At 47.5% G+C, this 20,852-nt stretch carries 21 protein-coding genes; 15 read left to right on the plus strand and 6 right to left on the minus strand.

Annotated elements, in window-relative coordinates; genetic code table 11:
* Positions 1-157 precede the first annotated feature (157 nt).
* From DXZ20_RS29580 to DXZ20_RS29595, 4 genes are all read right to left on the minus strand, one after another.
* A complete protein-coding gene (locus tag DXZ20_RS29580) occupies positions 158-361 on the minus strand; it encodes a phycobilisome linker polypeptide (RefSeq protein ID WP_006516222.1) in 204 nt (67 codons plus the stop codon).
* Positions 362-746: 385 nt separating this feature from the next.
* Entirely contained in the window at positions 747-1,232 is a 486-nt protein-coding gene (gene apcB / locus DXZ20_RS29585) for an allophycocyanin subunit beta (RefSeq protein WP_006516221.1), read from the minus strand.
* Between the two features lie 64 nt (positions 1,233-1,296).
* Positions 1,297-1,785, minus strand: coding sequence for an allophycocyanin subunit alpha (gene apcA, locus DXZ20_RS29590; protein WP_006516220.1), 489 nt, complete (start codon positions 1,783-1,785; stop codon positions 1,297-1,299).
* 421 nt (positions 1,786-2,206) lie between these two features.
* Positions 2,207-4,897: a phycobilisome rod-core linker polypeptide gene (locus DXZ20_RS29595; protein ID WP_163702594.1), complete on the minus strand. Its 2,691-nt coding sequence runs from the start codon at positions 4,895-4,897 to the stop codon at positions 2,207-2,209.
* A gap of 447 nt (positions 4,898-5,344) precedes the next feature.
* On the opposite strand from DXZ20_RS29595, the gene DXZ20_RS29600 reads away from it, so the two are divergent.
* The 12 genes from DXZ20_RS29600 to DXZ20_RS29655 all read left to right on the plus strand — a co-directional run bounded on the left by DXZ20_RS29600 (position 5,345) and on the right by DXZ20_RS29655 (position 15,049).
* Entirely contained in the window at positions 5,345-6,556 is a 1,212-nt protein-coding gene (locus DXZ20_RS29600) for a class I SAM-dependent methyltransferase (RefSeq protein WP_006516218.1), read from the plus strand.
* Between the two features lie 258 nt (positions 6,557-6,814).
* Positions 6,815-7,240 carry an ATP synthase subunit I gene (locus DXZ20_RS29605; RefSeq protein ID WP_163662442.1) on the plus strand — a complete coding sequence of 142 codons (426 nt, stop codon included), beginning with the start codon at positions 6,815-6,817 and terminating at the stop codon, positions 7,238-7,240.
* 76 nt (positions 7,241-7,316) lie between these two features.
* Complete coding sequence (gene atpB / locus DXZ20_RS29610) at positions 7,317-8,078, plus strand: F0F1 ATP synthase subunit A (RefSeq protein WP_172642684.1); 762 nt, start codon at positions 7,317-7,319, stop codon at positions 8,076-8,078.
* Between the two features lie 103 nt (positions 8,079-8,181).
* Positions 8,182-8,427: an ATP synthase F0 subunit C gene (gene atpE, locus DXZ20_RS29615; protein WP_006516215.1), complete on the plus strand. Its 246-nt coding sequence runs from the start codon at positions 8,182-8,184 to the stop codon at positions 8,425-8,427.
* A gap of 178 nt (positions 8,428-8,605) precedes the next feature.
* The gene (locus tag DXZ20_RS29620) at positions 8,606-9,034 is read left to right on the plus strand and encodes a F0F1 ATP synthase subunit B' (protein ID WP_163702595.1); all 429 of its coding nucleotides are present in this window, start codon (positions 8,606-8,608) and stop codon (positions 9,032-9,034) included.
* An 81-nt stretch (positions 9,035-9,115) separates the two neighbouring features.
* Positions 9,116-9,643, plus strand: coding sequence for a F0F1 ATP synthase subunit B (locus DXZ20_RS29625; RefSeq protein WP_163662438.1), 528 nt, complete (start codon positions 9,116-9,118; stop codon positions 9,641-9,643).
* Entirely contained in the window at positions 9,640-10,203 is a 564-nt protein-coding gene (atpH, locus tag DXZ20_RS29630; protein WP_163702596.1) for an ATP synthase F1 subunit delta, read from the plus strand. Before DXZ20_RS29625 ends, atpH begins: the two co-directional genes overlap by 4 nt.
* A 134-nt stretch (positions 10,204-10,337) precedes the next feature.
* On the plus strand, positions 10,338-11,852 hold the full coding sequence (atpA, locus tag DXZ20_RS29635) for a F0F1 ATP synthase subunit alpha (protein ID WP_163662434.1): 1,515 nt from the start codon (positions 10,338-10,340) through the stop codon (positions 11,850-11,852).
* 68 nt (positions 11,853-11,920) lie between these two features.
* The gene (locus tag DXZ20_RS29640; RefSeq protein ID WP_163662432.1) at positions 11,921-12,865 is read left to right on the plus strand and encodes a F0F1 ATP synthase subunit gamma; all 945 of its coding nucleotides are present in this window, start codon (positions 11,921-11,923) and stop codon (positions 12,863-12,865) included.
* A 188-nt stretch (positions 12,866-13,053) separates the two neighbouring features.
* Complete coding sequence (locus DXZ20_RS29645; RefSeq protein ID WP_163662430.1) at positions 13,054-13,524, plus strand: hypothetical protein; 471 nt, start codon at positions 13,054-13,056, stop codon at positions 13,522-13,524.
* Positions 13,525-14,129: 605 nt separating this feature from the next.
* The gene (locus tag DXZ20_RS29650; protein ID WP_163662428.1) at positions 14,130-14,345 is read left to right on the plus strand and encodes a hypothetical protein; all 216 of its coding nucleotides are present in this window, start codon (positions 14,130-14,132) and stop codon (positions 14,343-14,345) included.
* 197 nt (positions 14,346-14,542) lie between these two features.
* Positions 14,543-15,049: a hypothetical protein gene (locus tag DXZ20_RS29655; protein ID WP_163702597.1), complete on the plus strand. Its 507-nt coding sequence runs from the start codon at positions 14,543-14,545 to the stop codon at positions 15,047-15,049.
* An 11-nt stretch (positions 15,050-15,060) separates the two neighbouring features.
* Here the strand turns inward: DXZ20_RS29655 and DXZ20_RS29660 are convergent, their stop codons facing one another.
* Both DXZ20_RS29660 and radA read right to left on the minus strand, forming a co-directional pair.
* Positions 15,061-16,515 carry a cyclic nucleotide-binding domain-containing protein gene (locus DXZ20_RS29660; protein WP_163702598.1) on the minus strand — a complete coding sequence of 485 codons (1,455 nt, stop codon included), beginning with the start codon at positions 16,513-16,515 and terminating at the stop codon, positions 15,061-15,063.
* Positions 16,516-16,533: 18 nt separating this feature from the next.
* Entirely contained in the window at positions 16,534-17,991 is a 1,458-nt protein-coding gene (radA, locus tag DXZ20_RS29665) for a DNA repair protein RadA (RefSeq protein ID WP_163662422.1), read from the minus strand.
* 436 nt (positions 17,992-18,427) lie between these two features.
* Here radA and rpaB point away from each other — a divergent pair, with 436 nt between their 5' ends.
* The 3 genes from rpaB to DXZ20_RS29680 all read left to right on the plus strand — a co-directional run.
* Positions 18,428-19,156 carry a response regulator transcription factor RpaB gene (rpaB, locus tag DXZ20_RS29670; protein WP_031294240.1) on the plus strand — a complete coding sequence of 243 codons (729 nt, stop codon included), beginning with the start codon at positions 18,428-18,430 and terminating at the stop codon, positions 19,154-19,156.
* Positions 19,157-19,338: 182 nt separating this feature from the next.
* Positions 19,339-20,373 (plus strand): phosphate acyltransferase PlsX, encoded by a 1,035-nt coding sequence (plsX, locus tag DXZ20_RS29675; protein ID WP_163662420.1) that lies wholly within the window; start codon positions 19,339-19,341, stop codon positions 20,371-20,373.
* 6 nt (positions 20,374-20,379) lie between these two features.
* Positions 20,380-20,852, plus strand: a 473-nt coding sequence (locus tag DXZ20_RS29680; protein ID WP_489670950.1) for a thiolase family protein, incomplete at its 3' end; no start/stop codon positions are given.

The following is a 20,852-nucleotide window of genomic DNA, read 5'->3' on the forward strand; positions in this document are numbered from 1 at the left end:
CTATAAGATACTCGTAACTATCAAACGATTCCGGTAACCCCAGATAAGATTTCACAAGAGCTTCCCGACCGCTTACGTAAACATTACTAACTAAAAAGGGAGCAACTTAAGTTACTCCCCTTTTTAGTTAGTAATAGAAGCTGTTGAGTGTATGACCTTAGGCTAAACCAGTATTAGCTCCAGGCTTACCAGTTGCCAGTTCTACCTTAACAATCTTGCCGCCCATCTTTTGAATTCGCTGCTGCTCGCGAAACCAGCTGTCGTAGGGAACGAGCTTAGTAAAAAAAGTATTCTGTAGCTCGCGCTGGGTGCGAATGCGAGATTGACTCGGCACACAGGCAGTAATCCGAAACATACGCATAGCAGAGATGTCTCCTACTCTTAAACAAAAACTAATTTTTCAAATCAATTGCGAAAGGCCCATTAACTGGAGCAATGTTTATTTTGCTTTAGATTAATTGGGCTAACTATCAGCTGAGTGAGAGTCAAACTAGCACTGCTTAACGTTGCTAGGTGTTCAGTCTCAAACTGCCCAAATAGATGGATGTGTCTATGACTTAGTCCTTAGGATGTTTGTAACAAGAACCCAAATGCTAACCATAGAGTTAAAAATTCGGAAGTCCGATAACCAATGACCAGCTGTCATAATCCCTCAGCATAGACAGATTGTGATCAGCTAACACTCGCTTCAGACTTCCGAAATAGCGCTAGATTGGTTTTACCAATCTAAACCACATGAGCTTGACCTAGCTAAGGCCAGAGCAGATGTAGTCAAAGTAAATACCCATTTCCTTACCAGCGTCAGCGCCAACAAGGCTAGCAGTTACTTCTTTCATAGCCTGAATAGCTTGGACAGTCGCACCTACGGGTACACCTAGAGAGTTGTAAGTCTCCTTCAAACCGTTAAGCACACGCTCATCCAGGATGGAAGGATCACCAGCCAACATAGCGTAGGTGGAATAGCGTAGATAGTAGTCCAAGTCGCGGATGCAAGCAGCATAGCGACGAGTGGTGTACATATTGCCACCAGGGCGAGTGATGTCAGAGTACAGTAGAGCCTTTGCTACAGCATCCTTAACGATTTCGGAAGCATTTGCACCGATTGCAGTAGCTGCACGAACACGCAGCTCACCAGTCTGGAAGTAAGCAGCCAGCTTATCCATGGAAGACTGATCAAGGTACTTACCCTGAACGTCCGAAGAATTAATTACAGAAGTAATCGCGTCTTGCATGATTTGAATTCCTTAGTGAAATTTGACGATGTGGCTAAATAGCGTAATGGGAAAACCGAGTCGCTTAACCCAACATCGCGCCAACAACGTAATCGAAGTAAGAAGCGGCTTCAGCAGCATCATCACCAGATAGCAGAGAAGATGAAACACCCTTCATAAAGCGAACTGAATCAGCTACAGCAGGAATGGATGTACCTAGAGAGTTGTACATCTCCTTAGCACCTACTAGACCAATCTCCTCAATGGGAGTCACATCACCAGCAACAATACCGTAGGTGATAAGACGTAGGTAGTAGTCCATGTCACGTAGACAAGTTGCGGTCATTTCTTCACCGTAGGCGTTACCACCGGGAGAAACAACGTCAGGACGCTTTTGGAAAAGCTGATCACCAGCCTGCTTGATGATGCGCTCACGGGACTCAGTTAGAACCTGAGCAATGCGGAGACGACGCTCACCAGAAGTAACGAATCCCTTGATTCGATCCAATTCACCAGGGCTAAGGTAACGGGCCTCAGCATCGGCATTCACGATTGATTTCGTGACAATACTCATCTATGGATTCCTCCGAAAGAATATATTCAGGTGAAACTATCACTGTTCACCTTGAAAAAACTGATATCACCTTTTTAAAAAGTAACAGCAGTCTCATTTCCACTCTAAATCAAATCAAGCAGGCAACCTATGGGCCGATTCAATGCTTAATTCGACGATTGAAGCATGCCAAATATCAGCTTAGATTTCGAGAAATCTTTTATCAGCTTAGCTACCTTCCGAGAGTATTTTCCGGTATTCGGCTGACCTTCTTAGGGAGTGCGTAATATTTTGTAATAGTATCCCTCAGAATTGCTCTATGTTATCTAACATCAAGCTATCTAAAACTAATATGACACCCACCAACAGCCAAGCTTTAAATCGGCTTAGCTATTGCTGGGTGTTCTTAGACGCTGCTTAATGGGACCTACGCACAAACTAACTAGGTGTCAATAGATGCTGTTGGTGAGACTGAAGGCGCAAAGCTGGGAACGACAACATCATCATTTTGACGAGTGAGCTGCTGATATAAGCGCTCAGTGTTGGGGAAATTAGCTGCTGGCAATGTTGGGAAGCGACGATAGGGGACCGTATCTTCGCCAAAGAATTCAGCATATTCAGGCGTTTCGACCATGGTTTGAATAAAGCCACGGATGCCCTGGGTTGCCAGAATCTGGTTGTATTTCCGAATCTCTATCTGATTTAGAGGAGCACGCCCTAGGAAGTGCTTGGTGCCTAGCTCAATCACTTTAGTGTTGGGATAGGGGGCATAGAACTCTTTCTGATAGAGATCAGAGCAGCCTAGGCCTTCAATAAACTCCTTCATGTTGATCTCACCGTTGCTCAGCTGACTCTCAAGGGAGGTGAACTCGGTCTTGATGACATAGGGAGAAATGTCACGCTCAAAGACCTGACGGTAGGCTGCCTGAGTGACCAGCTTGATATTGGCCTTGTCATACAGGCTAGTGAGCTTGAAGACTTTGGACTGAACACGACGTAAATTAACGCCTTGGCCCATGCGCTTGTTAACTTCGATATCGCCTCGAGAGGAGTTAACGGCACCTAGTTCAACAAAGCGGGGAACCTGGGGCTTAGATACAGGCTTAAGACCAGTAGCATCAACGGTCCCAGTACGGAAGGACCTGAGGGATTGACCCGCTGGAGTCACGTAACGCTCGTAGGGAATGGTGTCATCTCCGAAGACCTCGGTGTACTCCGGGCTATCAATCAGCGTATCCACCAGGGCATAGAATCCTTGCCTAGCACAAATGTCGAAGTACTTGTTGGTTTCTTGACGACCGTAGGTGGGGCGGCCTAACAAACGACGATGAATATATTCAACAGCCTTCATAACATAGAGAGAAGACCAGTAGGTCTTGCGGAAGGCTTCTGATTTTGCGATCGCACGCACAAAGTCGCGCATACAGATGTCACCATTTTCGAGGCGATTCTCAGCGGACTTAAGCTCTTGACCCGCATAAACATCTCGACCAAATACCTGACGATAAGCGGCCCGAATGATTGTTTGGGTGGAGCTTTCAGCAAACTTGATATTGGCCCCATTACCCGCTGGTATCTGGTCTAATTTGAATACCTTGGGTCCTAAGCTCCCTGGAGATTTAGGACGAGCACCAGGATTGCTCACCTGACTATCAATACCGGCACCCCGACGAATTAGGATACGACGGGTATCTTTGCTGAAGGGAGCAGGGCTGCCGCTGGGATTACGAGTTTCCTTAGGAAAGATCGCACCAAACTGAATTTCTAGCGGGTCGTTACCAGAGCCATAAGGGTGCTGATCGGGTAAGGGCTGATCATAGGAGGCAAACGTCGTCAAAAACTCAGGGTTTTTGCGGAAAGGTGCACTGTAGTTCAGCAAGTTTTGCTGAGGTCCCCAGTTGCGACATTCCTGCGCTTCCTGGCCCAAACCCCGGAGATACGGTACCGTCTCTTCCCCAAAGTAGTCGCCGTACTCATCAGAGTCGATCAGAGCATCTACGAGTTTGGGGAGACCGCCTTCAGAAACGATGGAGAAATATTTCTGAACTTCTTCACGGGAGCCGGGACCACGGCCCAAAATGTGACGAAATGCTAATTCTAGAGCACGACTGTTGATGTAAGGCTCAAAGAAGTTCTTGCGGTATAAAGGCGACTTCGCTAGGCGACGAATAAACTCTTTCATCGCGATTTCGCCATTTTTAACCTGAGATTCCAGATTAGAAATGTCTAAGGAATAGGCTCGCTTAATATCGCGCTCAAAGACCTGACGATAGGCCGCTTTCACCACTGTATTTTTTTCAGCAGTTGAGAGGCCCGGCTTCATTACGAACTTGGGGCGACGCTCAGCCGCATTGAAATAGATTTGGGGTAGTTGCAGACCTTGCAGATCCTTGGATGGACGCTGACGTAGCTTATTGGAGGGGGCGGGAGCCTTAAATTCATCAATCAACAGATTGAAATAGGACCGAATCAGCTCTTGGGCTTCGGTGTCCCCTCTGAAGTAGCCGATGCTTGCCGCGCGCATAGTTTGGAGAGCGACCAAGGTAGCTGCGGAAGAACAGGCGTCTTCGATGATTTCCCGCAATCCACGAACGTTAACCGCAATGATGTTAGGGTCGCCAGCAACGATGGCATAGGTCAGGTAGCGCAGGAACCAGCTCATGTCTCGTAGGGACTTTTGCATGTTGCTGGGACCGTAGCGACCTACGTTGATGGGGCGAAATCCAGGGGGAATTGGACCAAGGTCGCCAGCACTACTAACCAAGCCCCTTAATCCAGAAAACAGACCACCACTGTCCCCCTTTTCAATGTAGGTTTCTGTACCTGAATCTCCTTGAGCTGCCATAGCCATGTCGACCGGCTCAGGTGCAACTCTCTCCAGGTAAGACAGGGGGGAGCCCCCAGTAAAGATACGGTTGGCGGCTTGAGAAACGATCAGCTCGGAATATTGAGTAATAATCTGTGCGATCGCAATACGCTTCCGACCCGACTTAAAGAAGTCAGATAGTTCAGATAACTCACCCCGCTCCATGTAGCGGTCTTGCTGCTCGGCCTGAGTAATCGCGGTAACCGGCAAGGTTTGATAAAGTTGTGGCCGCACTAAGGAGCTTCCACCACTAGCAGTTACAGTCATTCCTTTTCAAAGGCTCCCTTCTAAAATTTGATTGCAATAGGTGATTGCATCAGACCCCTCCCTCAGCGCCGAGCAACTCCAGATCTTAAAAATGATCTAGAGCATTGGTTAATACCATCAGGCAGCGCGATGGGCCGATAGGCTCTTGTGACAGTTCCAGATTAAATCGATTGCGGACACTAAGATGCCTGTCTAAAGACTGTGTAACATCTTGTTATTAGCCCACTGAGTCATCATAAAAGAAGGCGTGTAAGTGGATGAGAATAAAGATAAGTTTTGTTACTTGAATTTACGAAGCATTTCTCGAAAAGTGTCACCCTTAAAGGGTTAGAGTTTTGAGTTTTGCGTGCCTAGGTTTGAACTCTAGGTATTTGCGGTGAGGAAACATGGCTGGGTAGAGCTATGGAGTTTGACGCATTCAAAACTCGAAACTGAGAATCCTAAACTATGTCTCCCATGACTTCCGAAAACGAAGCTGCTGTTAGTGCAGCGGTTGCCAAGCTGTATGACACATACCCATTTCCACCCGAACCCCTGATTGATGAACCCCCTCCTGGTTATAACTGGCGATGGTATTGGCCCACGGCTTACAACTTTTGCACCGGCCGATTACCTGAAACTGAGCAGGTCAGGATTCTAGATGCAGGCTGTGGTTCTGGTGTAGGTACTGAATATTTGGTTCACCTAAACCCTCAGGCTCAGGTTACCGGAATTGATCTGAGTGCTGGCACGTTGAAAGTGGCTCGTGAGCGTTGCCAGCGTTCAGGGGCTGATCGAGTAACGTTTCAAAATCTCAGCATCTATGATGTTGACCAGATTGCAGGACAATTTGATCTGATCAACTGTGTAGGTGTGCTCCACCACATGCCCGATCCGATAAAGGGCATTCAGTCGTTAGCTGCTAAGGTCGCGCCAGGCGGTTTACTGCATATTTTTGTCTATGCAGCGTTAGGACGATGGGAAATCTCCTTGATGCAAGAAGCGATCGCCATGCTTCAGGGCGAAAACCGTGGCGATTATCGTGATGGCGTATCTGTTGGCCGTCAACTCTTTGAGGCGTTGCCTGAAAACAACCGCATCGTCAAACGTGACAAAGAGCGCTGGGCCTTAGAAAATCATCAGGACGAATGCTTTGCTGATATGTATGTCCATCCCCAGGAGGTGGACTATACCATCGATACTCTATTTGAATTGATCGATGCTTCTGGATTAGAGTTTGTGGGATTCTCTAACCCTCAATATTGGAGCCTAGAACGTCTGATTGCTAAAGCTCCTGACGTGATGGAACGTGCTCAAAAGTTAGATCGGCGAGCCCAATATCGATTGATTGAGCTGCTTGATCCTGAACTTACCCACTATGAATTTTTCCTGGCTCGTCCCCCCCTCCTTTGCATGGACTGGTCCGATGATCAGCGCCTGCTAGCTGCTTATCCAACGCTGACCCCCTGTCTGTCTGGTTGGCCCAGTCGGTCATTTTTTAATGCCGATTATCAGCTGATTCAAGTCAGTGATAGCGAATATGAATTTTTGCAGGCTTGTGAAGCAAGTGCGGGCAAAAAAGAAACCGTAGCCGATGTGTTGGCAAAATCCCCCTTAGAGCTGTCGGAAGTGCGCTCATTACAATCACGACAACTGATTCTGCTAGAACCATCCGAATAGCATCAGGATAGGAACGCCGATACTTGACTCAACTAGTTGAGTCAAGTATCGCTTTTGCTAAATATTATTTTTATATATGAGTGGTAAAAAAATGCTTACCTGTGGTACGCCAGGGGATTCGTATTAAGTATTGTTAGCTTTAAATGATATGATTGACCTCGGCTTGCAGGAAGGACTTCGGCCCCTATTGCAAGTTTGCCTAGGCTAGTTTGAGTGATTTCTGTGAATTTGCCAGACGAACCTCTTAGAGACTCATCTATGGATGAAAATGATGGTGCAACGGATGTTAATTCCGAAGCCTTGGTGACTGGAGAAGTTTCTCCAGAGCCTCACTCTTCTATGGAAGAGTACTACCAACTTCAAAACGAGTTGTTTTTGTGGACACTCTTGCTGATGTTGGTAACCTTCATTTCGGTTTGGATGGCCTACTCCCTCAACACAGCCCTAAATTACTTAATTGGGGCATGTTCGGGCGTGGTTTACTTGAAGTTACTGGCTAAAAGCGTTGAGAAACTTGGTAGAGAAAAATCTAAAGTGGGCAAGAATCAGCTTGCTCTTTTTATTGGGTTAATAGTAGTTGCATCCCAGGTGGATCAATTGCAAATCGTCCCAATTTTTTTAGGTTTCCTAACCTACAAAGCTGCCCTCATCGCATACATGCTCAAGTCATTGTCAACGACCTAAACAGTCTGTGATTTTGCCCTGGCTGAATTAGCCGCTAATCATTTGGCCTACTGTCTTTTTGGTCAACCTAACCTGAATTAAGATGCTAAGTTTGCTGCACTTTGATGTGTTGCCGTTAGCGGAGCTAGAGGTAGGTCATCACTTCTATTGGCATCTGGGAGGACTTAAACTCCATGGCCAGGTCTTTTTGACCTCTTGGTTTGTGATTGGACTGCTTCTTATAGCTTCTGTTCTGGCTACCCGAAATATGCAAAGGGTGCCTCAGGGTATGCAGAACCTGATGGAGTATGTCTTTGAGTTTGTCAGAGACATTGCGAAGAATCAGCTCGGCGAAAAGGAATATCGTCCTTGGCTGCCGTTTGTAGGCACATTGTTTCTGTTTATCTTTGTGTCTAATTGGTCGGGGGCACTTCTCCCTTGGCATGTAATTGAAATTCCTGAAGGAGAGCTTGCTGCTCCAACCGGTGATATCAATACAACGGTTGCTCTGGCTTTACTGACGTCCTTAGCATATTTTTATGCAGGATTTAAAAAGCGAGGTTTAGGATATTTCGCGAAATACATTGAGCCAACTCCAATTTTGCTACCGATCGCAATTCTTGAAGACTTCACCAAGCCACTTTCACTGAGCTTCCGTCTCTTTGGAAATATCTTGGCAGATGAACTTGTAGTTGCCGTTCTGGTGCTATTGGTCCCTTTGTTTGTCCCCCTGCCCGTTATGATGTTGGGGCTGTTTACTAGTGCCATCCAGGCATTGGTGTTTGCTACTTTAGCGGCAGCCTATATTCACGAGGCTTTGGAAGGGCATGGTGACGAAGGTCACGAGGAGCATGCTTAGCCCCTATTGCTAGAGCGCTTCTAACCTGCAAGTGGCTTTGTTTACTTGCTTTTACTGACTCTCAGTCTTGTTTGTTTCGTATATACCGAAAAGGAAATACATTATGGATCCGTTAGTTGCTTCTGCTTCAGTTATCGCCGCTTCTCTAGCAGTTGGCCTAGCCGCAATTGGCCCTGGTATTGGTCAGGGTAATGCTTCTGGTAAAGCTGTCGAAGGTATTGCTCGTCAGCCCGAAGCAGAAGGTAAAATTCGCGGTACTTTGCTGCTGACTCTTGCATTTATGGAGTCTCTTACCATCTACGGTCTGGTTATTTCTCTGGTACTTCTGTTTGCAAACCCCCTTGCTTAAAGAAGGTTGGCTTTAGGGGCGTTATCTGTGTTCATGGTCCGCATAGGGATTGAACCCTTTGCAGGTAACGCCCTAGTAACTACATTGTGTTGGATTACACCTGAGTTGGGCCAATAACTATTTGTTTCTTCAACTTTTTTGAATGTTGATGGGTTCTCAGGTTTAGGGAAATCGAAAAATGTTTGATTTTGACGCAACGCTGCCTTTGATGGCTTTGCAATTTGTGTTACTCACGTTTCTTCTGAACGCAGTTTTTTTCAAGCCGATTTCAAAGACGCTTGATGATCGTGATGGCTATATTCGAACTAGTAAGTCCTCTGCTGTAGAGTATTTAGAGGCAGCTGAAAAGCTTGCTAAGCAATACGATCAGGAGTTGGCCGACAGTCGGAGACAGGCTCAGCAGTTAATTGCTCAGGCCCAGGCAGAAGCAAAAGAGACTGTTGATAAACAGATCGCTCAGGCTCAGGCAGATGCGCAGCAGCAGCGTGAGCAGGTTCAGAGGGAGTTGGATCAGCAGAAACAGGAGGCTTTGCAGGCTCTTGAGGGGCAAGTTGATTCTCTGAGTCAACAGATTTTAGGCAAGCTTTTGGGTGCTTCGGCTGCTTAGGCTGAATTATTTTGTCCTTCTGACTCGCTTGAGTTTGAGAAGCTGCATTTATAAAGGGATTATTGGCGCGCAGTGATAGCTATGGTTGAAAATTTTTGGCTACTGGCGACAGAAGAGAGTGGGTTTGGTTTAAATTTCGATATTTTAGAAACCAACCTTGTTAATCTTTCTATTCTGATTGCCCTAATTGTTTACTTCGGACGAAGCTTTTTAGGCTCCATCATGGCTGAGCGTCGCTCCAGCATTGAGGCGGCCATTCAAGATGCTGAAAAACGGTTGAAGGAAGCTTCTAAGGCGCTGGGTGAGCAGCAGAAAAATTTGGCCGAGGCTCAGGCAACGGCTGTTCAGATTAAATCTGATGGTGAGGCCGCCGCTAAGGTAGCCAAAGATAATATCCTAGCTCAGGCGTCCAAGGATGTTCAGCGAATGAAGGATGAGGCTGCTCGAGACCTTTCTTCCCAAAGGGATCGTGTGGTGCTTGAGTTGCGTCAGCGCATCTCGGCCCTTGCTGTTGAGAAGGTGGAGTCGCAATTACGCTCCCAGGTGGATGACGGGCTTCAGCAAAGGCTAATTGATCAGAGTATTGGTCTTTTGGGGGGTAGCTTGTGAAAGATAGTGTAGTGATTGAGGGCTTGGTTGCTCCTTACGCTCAGGCATTGTTGTCTGTTGCACAAGACGGTGATTTGGTTGATCGCTTTAGTCAGGACTCTTATGCGTTGACTGAGTTGTTGTCGGCATCTTCTGAACTAAGCCAGCTACTTGAGAATCCGATTATCAATCCTGATATTAAAAAGAATGTTTTGCGCCAAGTGGCATCAGAGCAACTGCATCCGACGATGCTGAACTTTGTTATGTTGCTGGTTGATCGGGGACGCATCGCATTTTTAGGACGTATTTGTGAGCGATATCAAGAATTAGTGCGGGAAATTAATCAGACTGTTCTAGCTGAAGCTACCTCTGCTATTGAGCTCTCTGATTCCCAGAAAGATTCGATTCGCCAGAAGGTGATTGCTATGACCGGTGCTCGTTCTGTCGAGCTTAAGACAGCTCTGGATCCAGAGCTGTTAGGGGGGGTGATTATCAAGGTTGGTTCCCAGGTGATAGATGCCAGTTTGCGGGGTCAGCTGCGGCGTATCAGCATTCAGTTGAGTAGCGCTTCTTCTCGCTAGGGTGTTTGGCACTTGAGCGTTTATCAAGTGTTAGAGTTCGATTTGGTTGAGAATGCTTGTTTTTAGCACCAATCTTATATCGAACATTGTTTAGATGATTTTTTGTTGATATCTGAGTTAGTAGAGCAACTCCAATGGTAAGCATCAGACCTGACGAAATCAGTAGCATTATTAAGCAGCAGATTGAGCAGTATGACCAGGATGTCAAGGTATCCAATGTCGGTACTGTGCTGCAGGTAGGTGACGGTATTGCCCGAATTTACGGCCTGGACCAAGCAATGGCGAGTGAGCTGCTTGAGTTTGAGGATGGCACTGTCGGTATTGCCCTTAACCTTGAAGAGGACAACGTTGGTGCGGTTTTGATGGGTGACGGTCGCAACCTAAGTGAAGGCAGTACTGTTAAGTCAACTGGCAAGATTGCTGAGGTCCCAGTGGGCGATGCGATGCTAGGTCGCGTAGTGGATGCCCTGGCCCGTCCTATTGATGGTAAGGGTGATATCGCTACCACGGATAGCCGTCTGCTAGAGGCACCTGCACCTGGCATCATTGCGCGGAAGTCGGTTTATGAGCCTATGCAAACCGGTATTACCGCAATTGACGCCATGATTCCTGTGGGGCGTGGTCAGCGTGAGCTTATTATTGGTGACCGTCAGACTGGTAAGACTGCGATCGCAATCGACACCATCCTTAACCAGGCGGACCAAGACGTTATTTGTATCTACGTTGCCATTGGTCAGAAGGCAGCTTCTGTCGCCCAGGTAGTTGGCGTGCTCGAAGAGCGTGGCGCTATGGATTACACCATTGTTGTTTCCGCCAATGCTAACGACCCTGCCCCTCTGCAGTTCTTAGCTCCCTACACTGGAGCAGCCCTAGCTGAGTACTTTATGTACCAGGGTAAAGCGACATTGATTATCTACGATGACCTGACTAAGCAAGCCCAGGCCTATCGTCAAATGTCCTTGCTACTACGTCGTCCACCCGGTCGTGAAGCCTATCCTGGAGACGTATTCTTCATCCACTCTCGTTTGCTAGAGCGTGCAGCTAAGCTCAGCCCTGAGCTAGGTGAAGGTAGCATGACAGCCCTGCCCATTATCGAAACCCAGGCAGGTGACGTTTCCGCCTATATTCCCACCAACGTCATTTCCATTACCGACGGTCAGATTTTCTTGTCATCTGACCTGTTTAACTCGGGTCTACGTCCTGCCATTAATGCAGGTATTTCAGTCTCCCGAGTCGGGGGTGCAGCCCAGACCAAGGTAATGAAGAAAGTCGCCGGTAAACTCAAGCTTGAGCTAGCTCAGTTTGACGAGCTACAGGCCTTTGCCCAGTTTGCGTCTGACTTAGATGCAGCTACCCAAGCTCAGCTAGCCCGTGGTGTACGTCTAAGAGAACTTCTAAAACAGTCTCAATACGCTCCTCGGTCCTTGCACGAGCAGGTAACCGTCGTCTATGGCGGCATTAATGGTCTGTTTGATGATGTACCGGTGGAGAAGGTTGCTCCTTTAGTTGCTGAGCTATGCAACTACATCAATACCAGCAAGCCTGAGTTGGTTAAGGAAATCAACGAAGGTAAGAAACTAACTGACAAGGTTAAGGAATTGGCAAGTGAAGCGATTGCTGAGTGCAAGCAGTCCTTCATGGCAGCATAGGAGGAGGTTGGCCTGTCCCTGGTTGACTGATTCAGTCAACTAGGGACATTAGGCTGAGAACAACATATATGCCTAATCTCAAACTGATTCGTGACCGGATTAAATCGGTCAAAAACACTCGTAAAATTACCGAAGCGATGCGCCTGGTGGCCGCCGCGAAGGTGCGTCGTGCCCAGGAACAGGTTGAAGCAACCCGCCCTTTTGCCGATCGCTTAGCTCAGGTGTTTTACGGCCTTCAGACTCGATTAAAGTTTGAAGATGCTAACTTGCCCCTGTTGCAAATTAGAGACGTTCGCAATGTTGCTTTGGTTGTTGTGTCTGCCGATCGTGGTCTTTGCGGTGGCTACAATGCCAATATTATTCGTCGTGCTGAGACCCGTGCGAAGGAACTCAAGGCTGCAGGTATTGGTTATCAGATGGTGTTGATTGGTCGTAAGGCGATTCAGTATTTTCAGAATCGTGATTACCCCATTGATTCAACTTTCGATGGCCTGGAGCAGATTCCGACAGCGGAAGAGGCCTCTAGTATTGCCGATAAGGCTTTGTCGCTGTTCTTATCTGAAGAGGTAGACCGAGTAGAGTTGATTTATACAAGGTTTGTATCCTTGGTTAGTTCTCGTCCTGTCACTCAGACGTTATTGCCTCTGGACCCCGAAGGTCTGGATAAGGAAGATGAGATCTTTCGCCTAACGACTCGCGGTGGACAGTTTAAGGTAGAGCGTGAACCGGTTGAGACCCAGCAAGTGCAGTTACCCCAAGATATGATCTTTGAACAGGATCCGGTTCAAATCTTGGATGCACTGTTACCGCTGTATCTGAATAACCAGATCTTGCGAGCTCTGCAAGAGTCCGCAGCGAGTGAGCTTGCGGCTCGAATGACTGCAATGAACAACGCCAGTGACAATGCTAGTGAGTTAGTTAAGACGTTAACTCTGGACTATAACAAAGCTCGTCAGGCGGCCATTACCCAAGAGATCCTTGAGGTGGTTGGGGGTGCTGCTGCGTTAGGATAAGCAGTCATACAGTTGAGTTGCTCTCAGATTTAACCCCATATGTACTGGCAGTGCGTAGCACTGCCTTTTTTTGCTTGGTAGGGGCGTTCCATGGCACGATCCTGCCTCTATATTCAAGATTTAAGGAACCCTGTACATTTTTTAGAAAAAGGCTATATCCTGTAAACCAATTGTCTCGGACAGAGCCCATGGTCAACGAAGTATCTCAGTGGCTAGCGGAGATTCAGACATTACAGCAGCAATTGAATGTTCTAAATCAAGAGCGTGATCAGGCCTATGCTAGTGCAGCTAACTGGCGAAGGTTGTATGAGTCAGAATCCGAGCAGCGTCGTAACGATGCTGAGAGAAGTCAAACACGGATTCGGGTATTGGCCAATGAATTAGAAAATTTAAAACAGTCACCTGCTGACGGTGAAGTCTCTCGTGATTTGCAAAAGGCTTTGGCCCAGGTTGAACATCTGGAGTCGGTAGATGAGTTGAGATCGCAGTTAACTCAGGCTCTGACCCGATGTGCTCAGCTGTCCAGTACCCTTAAAGCTGAGCAGGTAGCCCACGAAGAAACTCGCCAAAGCTTGACCACAGCCCTTGGAGATACCATTGACTTGTTAGCTAAAGATCAAACGTCCCAGAGCGATGAATCGTTAGATTCTACAGAGTAGTTCAAAACGTATTAACCTGTCGTTCATCTGTTTAAAACAGAAGATTGACTCTATGTCCCTACAGAGTCAACCTCAAAAGAATTTAGCCATACCGTAGTTCAGTGTTGTCTTTGTGGGATGCTTGCTGAATTCTGGTCCTGTCATCCTCGACAACCATCAGTTTAATGATCCCTCTGGCATGTGCAGGCGTATTTGGCCTAGCTCAGATTTATCCCTTTACCGGTGTGCTAATATCAGTCCTGCATAACGGGCCTGCTAGCGCAGCCACAGCCGTGTCTGGAGCCCCCCTAGAAAGCCCATTAGCGATACGGTGGATGTTCTTGGGGGCAATGTGCAGATGTGGTCAACCCACACTAAAACCTGGATGACCATAATATTTCTTGGTGTGGAATTTTTAGCTTCATAGTCCCCAAAGCCTATAACCCTTTGTGTAAAAGGATACTCAGGCTTTTACTGGGTGACTTAAGGTCTAGCCAATGCGTTATGCATAGGAAATATCAAGGGATAGATTAAATATTGGTATCTTTTGATTAAGTTATGGTGGGAACTTTTGGGTTAAAATTCCGATGCTACTTCGCTGAGTAGTTCTTACTAGCGACATAATTATGAAAACTGTTTCTAAAACCAAGGCGATTTCTGAGTCTGTGCCGAGTAAAAGCGCTTCTACCCGCGAGACTCAGCCAGCGTCTGACGATAAAAAAATCTACCTCGCTGAATTAAAATCTTACCCATATCAGCCGGACATTCAGGTTGAAATCTTGCACTTACAAGCCGAGGCAGATGCTTTGCTATTACAGCTCAAAGCTATGGGCTGCCAGTAATTTTAGCGATATGCCCATTGTTGATTTGGGGCGGTGCTCAGGGCTAATGCTTGGGTCAATAGCTGTTCATTAGGGCCATCGTGTTAAGGCATATTGCTTAGACGATGGGTGCTGTGTTAAGAAAAGCAGCGCATTCGATTCGGACCTCGTCGAAAACGCATACGTTAGGGAAATGTTGATCCATTCGTATGCATTTCATGAGCTACCAGCGCTATCCTTTGTCAACTTTCAACCCACCGTCTGACAACTCGCTGCGTACACTAAACTATCATGACACCTACAAATGCCCGGTTTGTGGTCATGGTGAATTGTCAGAGCTGACATTGACAGAAGCATTTGCCTGTAACTTTTGTCGACATATTTTCTCGGCTAACTTAGAAGCTCAGTCTGTTCAAATGGTGGACAACGTTCAGCCTATGGTTTGGTTTTGGACGGGGGATCGATGGCGTCATAACCGTCACTCTGATGGCCATGTGACAGCTGTTGTCTGGAGTTTTGCCCTGGCTATTGCTTGTTTGCCCGCCTTGCTGATAATGGTGTCGAACTATATGTTTCCACCGATTGATGGTGTTGGGCTGAATCAGTTTTCTATTGTTTGGACGGTAATTACCCTGTTGGCTCATGCCACTATTGTGCTGTGGCTAATTGCTGAACATTATCAGTGGCCCTGGTATGTGACAGCAAAAATTAAATTAAGTCGCTGATGGGAGATTGACTACAAATCAAACATTCGTTTCAAACGCTTTCTAGCCCAGATTACGGGATTAGCATCGTCCTCGCTGGAGTCAACTAAGTTGAGCGATCGCATTTCCCGTTGGCGTTTTGCAAGTTCGTCTCGATGGTGTGCCATGGCTTGCACCACTTGGTTTGAGAGGTCGGGATATCGCCGCAGTAAATCAGAGAAACTAGGCTGATTAATAACGAATAGCAGGGCGTCTTCAGAAACTCGTGCCATGGCGGTGCGGGGTACCCCCAACAGCAATGCAACTTCACCAAAAAATTGTCCTGGTCCAAGGGTGGCGAGATGACGGTTGAGTTTTTCAGCTAAGATGTCGACTTTGCCCTCCAGCAAAATGTAAAACGAATTGCCAGAATCTCCTTCATGAAACAGAGTGGTACCGGCATGGCTGCGCTGACGATGGCCAATCTCAATGAGTTGTCGAATTTCTAGGTCGTTAAAGTTAGCAAAGTAGCTCACCTGGCGCAGCATGTCTTTTAGGGTGATGGGGGTGGGTGAGACAACAGGGCGATGCTCTAGGGCAATTTGTCGATTAAAGAAGGGCGGCTTGCTATCCCCATTGTTTTGGGGGGCTAAGTTTCGAATCCATACATCTCGCTGGGGGAAGGCAATTTCAACATTGTGCTGGCGTAAATTATATTCAATGGTGAAATGGAGCGAGCTTTGCACGTTGAATCGCTTATTCACATCCACCCAAACCCATAACTCAAATTCGAGGGCATCTTCGCCAAAGGATAGAAACATGGCTTTGGGCATCGGTTTACTGCACACTGCCGGCTCCATATGGGCGGATTTTAGCAACAGTTCAGTCACCAAGATAGGGTCGCTGTCGTAGGACACCCCTACTGGAATTTTGAGACGGGCAATGGAGGTGTTGTAGCTCCAATTTAGAACTCGATTTTTGATCAGCTGGTTATTGGGAATGACGACATCGCCATCATCGAGGGTGCGAATAATGGTGGATCGAAGATTGACTTCAATAATGCGACCCACTAAACCTTGAAAGCGGTGGTCATCGAGTTCAATGAGATCATTGACCTTTAGGGTGCGCTCAAACAGCATGATCAGACCGCTGATAAAGTCATCCGCAATGTGCTGTAGACCAAACCCAATACCAACGCCTAAGCCGCCCAGAATAATGCCCAGGGAGCTTAAGTTGATGCCCGTGTATTGAATGGCGATGAAAATGGCGATGACACCGACTGCATAGCTCACTAAGGTGGCGATTGCCTCGCGGTTATTGGCGTCAATGCCTGCTAATAGATGCCGTTTGAGGACACGTTTGACTAACCCAATGGTGAAGAAAATCACGGTTAGCCAAATGCAGAGGCTGACGATTAGCTTGGGTGTGATGGTGGTGTTGCCTAACACCACTAGCTTGGTGTTGAACAGTTGGCTAAGCCGCTGAAGAAAATCTGAAAATAAATCCATGGGGCAGAGATCAATGGCTCACTCGTCTGTATCAACTTGAAATGCGAGGGCAGTGGCGATCGCATCTACTACTCTGCCCACTTCAGTGATCTCCATGTTCAACCCTGGTATTTTCTGGCCTTTAGGGACTAATGCCCGTTTAAATCCTAGTTTGGCGGCTTCTTTGAGGCGTAATTCCATTTGGGCAACGGGGCGTACTTGACCGCCAAGACCCACTTCTCCAATGAGGACTAACTCAGGATCGACGATGCGATCGCGAAAACTAGCAGCAACGGCAATGGCAATTCCCAAATCTGCCGCCGGTTCTCCGACACTCAACCCACCTGACGAAGCCACATAGGCATCCAGCTTAGACAGTGGAATCCCCACCCGTTTCTCTAGCACGGCTAGAATCTGTAGCAAGCGATTGTATTCAATCCCGGTGGTCGAACGCCGGGGTGAGCTATAGCTGGTGGGACTTACCAGGGACTGAAGCTCCACCACTAGAGGCCGTGAACCCTCACAGGCCACAATTGTGGAAATTCCTGGCACCTGTTCATCTCGATTTCCCATAAATAGAGCAGATGGGTTGGGAACTTCCTCTAACCCCTGGGAGACCATTTCAAAGACCCCCAGCTCATGGGTAGCCCCAAAGCGGTTTTTGACCGACCGCAGCAGTCGATGGCTTGCAAACCGATCGCCTTCAAAGTACAACACTGTGTCTACCAGGTGCTCTAGCACCTTAGGGCCAGCAATTGCCCCTTCTTTGGTGACATGACCGACGATAAACAGCGTGATATTTTCTCGTTTGGCCAGCTGCATCAGCGCCGAAGTACATTCCCGTACCTGGGATACTGACCCCGGTGCAGAGGTGAGTTGGTTGTAGAACAATGCCTGAATACTATCGATGACGGCAACCCGAGGCCGTAGGGATTCCAGTTCTGAAAGGATGGTGTCCAAATCGGTTTCTGGCAGGAGATATAGCGATTCTGGGGAATTTTGAGTTGTCGGCTGGACACTGCCCACTTTATCCGATGTTTTTCCCTGATTAGCCGCGATGCCGAGGCGTTGCGATCTCAACTTCACCTGCTGCCCCGATTCCTCAGCACATACATATAAGACCGCCGTCCGCGCTGACAATTGATTGGCAGTTTGCAATAACAGTGTAGATTTACCGATGCCAGGGTCGCCACCCACCAGTACCAAAGAACCCGGCACAATGCCCCCCCCTAACACCCGGTCAAGCTCGCCATAGCCAGAGGTAATACGCGTTTGAGGGTGATCGGCAATTTGGTTAAACGTTTTAGAGAGACGAGGTTTAGTCTCTCCTCGTTTGCTGGTGGTACTGCGATGCCCTGGGCGGCTTTTGCTAGATGCAGGCTCTACTACCTGTTCCACCAGGGAATTCCAGCTGCCACACACGGCACATTTGCCAAAATACTGCCGCGATTCTGCGCCGCATTCATTGCATACGTAAATCGAGCGAGTTTTAGCCATGCCTGTTATTGAAACAAATGAACTATAGATATATGGTAAACATTGGCAGGGGCTAAAAACCCAATGGACCCAGGGGATAGATGCTTAGAGACGGACGAACAACTTTAAGTAAATCTGTGCAAAACTTGTTAACGAAAAAATCACCGATAATATACTCTACAAATTTTGACTGTTGGAGAACAACCTTAAGAAACGTTGAAAACCTCAGCAACAAAAGGTGATGGCTTGAAAAACGCAATACAATGTTAGGTATCTTAAATAAGCTCTAATTAAAGCTTTAATCAGGAGTCCTTCAATTACTGATGGGGTTTCGATCTTTTTTGAGACACCTAACAGTTGATGAATTTGTCGGTTTTTCAAGGGTTTGAGCCATATGCTCTGCCCTTCAACGGTCGAAGTCTTCTGCCGTCGCCGTTATGTAGGAGTTCAAGAAACTTTGGAAAGCGTAAAAGAGAAAATCTTGGTTGTCGATGACGAAGCCAGTATTCGTCGTATCCTGGAAACCCGCCTTTCGATGATTGGCTACGATGTCGTAACTGCGGCGGATGGCGAAGAAGCGTTAGACACTTTCCGGCATGAAATTCCTGATCTAGTTGTTCTTGATGTGATGATGCCCAAGCTCGATGGCTATGGCGTTTGTCAAGAGTTACGCAAGGAATCTGATATCCCAATCATTATGTTGACGGCGCTGGGGGATGTGGCGGATCGTATTACTGGCTTAGAATTGGGTGCTGATGACTATGTGGTGAAACCTTTCTCCCCCAAAGAGTTGGAGGCTAGAATCCGTTCTGTATTGCGCCGGGTTGAGAAAACTGGCACCTCTGGTATCCCCAGTTCTGGTGTGATCACCATCAACAATATTCGAATTGATACCAATAAGCGTCAGGTATACAAAGGTGATGAGCGTATCCGGCTAACGGGTATGGAGTTTAGTTTGCTGGAGCTCTTAGTTAGTCGTTCTGGTGAGCCCTTTTCTCGCTCTGAGATTTTGCAAGAAGTTTGGGGCTATACGCCTGAGCGTCATGTGGATACCCGTGTGGTGGATGTCCATATCTCCAGATTGCGGGCGAAGTTGGAAGATGACCCCAGCAATCCTGAGTTGATTTTGACAGCGCGGGGAACGGGGTACCTTTTCCAGCGAATTGTTGAGCCCGGCGAAGAGTAGTCTCCATCAGATCAGCTAATTGGCTGAAATGATTTGTGTCTCTGGGGATGTATCTGTGTATGGGGTTAATGCCCGAATATTTGGAAGCTTGGGGTTGAGCTTTTGTCAGAAAACTGTAGTTGTGGATTTTCACTCGGTTTCAGTCTGATAGAATTTCTTAAAGTTTCTATAGATTCAATTCGATGGGCTTAACTCAAGCGCGGATCGCAGTTGATGCAATGGGGGGCGATTATGCACCTGCCGAAATCGTTGCTGGAGCTATTAGGGCAAGGGAAGAGCTAGATGTTGAAATCTTGCTTGTCGGTAATCCTGACCAAATTAGGGCTTCTGTGGCTAACCCCGACAGCTTAAGTCGGATTGAGATTGTGCCATCTGAGGGCACGATTGAGATGCATGAGGAGCCACTTAGCGCTCTACGCAAAAAGCGTAATGCATCGATCAATGTCGCCATGGATATGGTGAAGAAAGGTCGTGCTGATGCTGTTGTGTCAGCAGGTCATTCTGGGGCAGCTATGGCAGCTGCCCTTTTGCGTCTAGGTCGGATTAAGGGGATTGACAGACCTGCTATTGGTGCTGTCTTTCCCACGGTGGTGGCTGGCAAGCCGGTTTTAATTTTGGATGTGGGTGCCAATGTTGACTGTCGACCCAAATTTTTAGAGCAATTTGCTCTTATGGGTAGTGTTTACTCCGAGTATGCCTTTGGGGCGAAAAATCCTCGGGTTGGTTTGCTCAATATTGGTGAAGAGCCCAGTAAGGGTAACGATGTTGCTGTGCAAGTGCATCAGGCCCTGCTCGATTCAACGACTATCAATTTTGTGGGCAATGCCGAAGGGCGAGACGTCCTTTCAGGCAATTTTGATGTGATTGTCTGCGATGGTTTTGTTGGCAATGTATTACTGAAATTTGCTGAGGCCGTTGGTGAGGTTGCTGTCAATATTCTCCGAGAGGAACTACCACGCGGTATTTTAGGAAAGCTGGGAGTGCTGATTCTCAAAGGCAATCTCAAGCGTATTAAACAACGTCTTGATCACGCTGAGCATGGTGGTGCTTTGTTGTTAGGGGTTAACGGTGTGGCTGTAATTAGTCATGGTAGCTCTAACGCACCTTCCATATTTAATGCTATTCGTCTGTCTAAAGAGGCTGTCGATAACGGTGTGATTGGGCATATCCAGGGGCAGTACCAAAAGGTTGCTGCATCAGTGACCAACGGAGACTAGAAACTAATGATAAAAGGTGAGGCCGGTGTGGCCTTTATTGGCAGCGGTAGTGCTCAGGTTGAGACAGTGCTGAGTAACGATATGCTCAGTCAAATGGTTGAAACCTCTGACGAGTGGATTTCTACCCGCACAGGCATTCGCCAGCGTCATCTGGCTAGCATGAACGAGTCGCTGGCTGAGTTGGCTGCTCAAGCTGCTCAAGCTGCGATCGCAGCCGCTAATCTCGCCCCTGACGACATTGATTTAATCATCCTGGCCACCTCCACCCCTGACGATTTGTTTGGTACTGCCTGTCAGGTACAGGCGGCCATTGGAGCAAATCGTGCCGTTGCCTTTGACCTGACGGCAGCTTGTTCAGGGTTTGTGTTTGGTATCGTCACCGCAGCTCAGTTTATTCGCACCGGTACTTACCAAAATGTTGTGGTTATTGGTGCTGACTTGTTGAGCCGTTGGGTCGACTGGCAAGATCGGACTACCTG

It is taken from the genome of Adonisia turfae CCMR0081 (genome assembly GCF_011009555.1).
Taxonomy (GTDB): domain Bacteria; phylum Cyanobacteriota; class Cyanobacteriia; order Phormidesmidales; family Phormidesmidaceae; genus Leptothoe; species Leptothoe turfae.

Excerpts from the sequence above, each read along its gene's own strand:
- DXZ20_RS29580 (WP_006516222.1), bottom strand. The coding sequence starts at position 361 with ATGCGTATGTTTCGGATTACTGCCTGTGTGCCGAGTCAATCTCGCATT.
- apcB (WP_006516221.1), bottom strand. The coding sequence starts at position 1,232 with ATGCAAGACGCGATTACTTCTGTAATTAATTCTTCGGACGTTCAGGGT.
- apcA (WP_006516220.1), bottom strand. The coding sequence starts at position 1,785 with ATGAGTATTGTCACGAAATCAATCGTGAATGCCGATGCTGAGGCCCGT.
- DXZ20_RS29595 (WP_163702594.1), bottom strand. The coding sequence starts at position 4,897 with ATGACTGTAACTGCTAGTGGTGGAAGCTCCTTAGTGCGGCCACAACTT.
- DXZ20_RS29600 (WP_006516218.1), top strand. The coding sequence starts at position 5,345 with ATGTCTCCCATGACTTCCGAAAACGAAGCTGCTGTTAGTGCAGCGGTT.
- DXZ20_RS29605 (WP_163662442.1), top strand. The coding sequence starts at position 6,815 with ATGGATGAAAATGATGGTGCAACGGATGTTAATTCCGAAGCCTTGGTG.
- atpE (WP_006516215.1), top strand. The coding sequence starts at position 8,182 with ATGGATCCGTTAGTTGCTTCTGCTTCAGTTATCGCCGCTTCTCTAGCA.
- DXZ20_RS29620 (WP_163702595.1), top strand. The coding sequence starts at position 8,606 with ATGTTTGATTTTGACGCAACGCTGCCTTTGATGGCTTTGCAATTTGTG.
- DXZ20_RS29625 (WP_163662438.1), top strand. The coding sequence starts at position 9,116 with ATGGTTGAAAATTTTTGGCTACTGGCGACAGAAGAGAGTGGGTTTGGT.
- atpA (WP_163662434.1), top strand. The coding sequence starts at position 10,338 with ATGGTAAGCATCAGACCTGACGAAATCAGTAGCATTATTAAGCAGCAG.
- DXZ20_RS29640 (WP_163662432.1), top strand. The coding sequence starts at position 11,921 with ATGCCTAATCTCAAACTGATTCGTGACCGGATTAAATCGGTCAAAAAC.
- DXZ20_RS29645 (WP_163662430.1), top strand. The coding sequence starts at position 13,054 with ATGGTCAACGAAGTATCTCAGTGGCTAGCGGAGATTCAGACATTACAG.
- DXZ20_RS29650 (WP_163662428.1), top strand. The coding sequence starts at position 14,130 with ATGAAAACTGTTTCTAAAACCAAGGCGATTTCTGAGTCTGTGCCGAGT.
- DXZ20_RS29655 (WP_163702597.1), top strand. The coding sequence starts at position 14,543 with ATGAGCTACCAGCGCTATCCTTTGTCAACTTTCAACCCACCGTCTGAC.
- DXZ20_RS29660 (WP_163702598.1), bottom strand. The coding sequence starts at position 16,515 with ATGGATTTATTTTCAGATTTTCTTCAGCGGCTTAGCCAACTGTTCAAC.
- radA (WP_163662422.1), bottom strand. The coding sequence starts at position 17,991 with ATGGCTAAAACTCGCTCGATTTACGTATGCAATGAATGCGGCGCAGAA.
- plsX (WP_163662420.1), top strand. The coding sequence starts at position 19,339 with ATGGGCTTAACTCAAGCGCGGATCGCAGTTGATGCAATGGGGGGCGAT.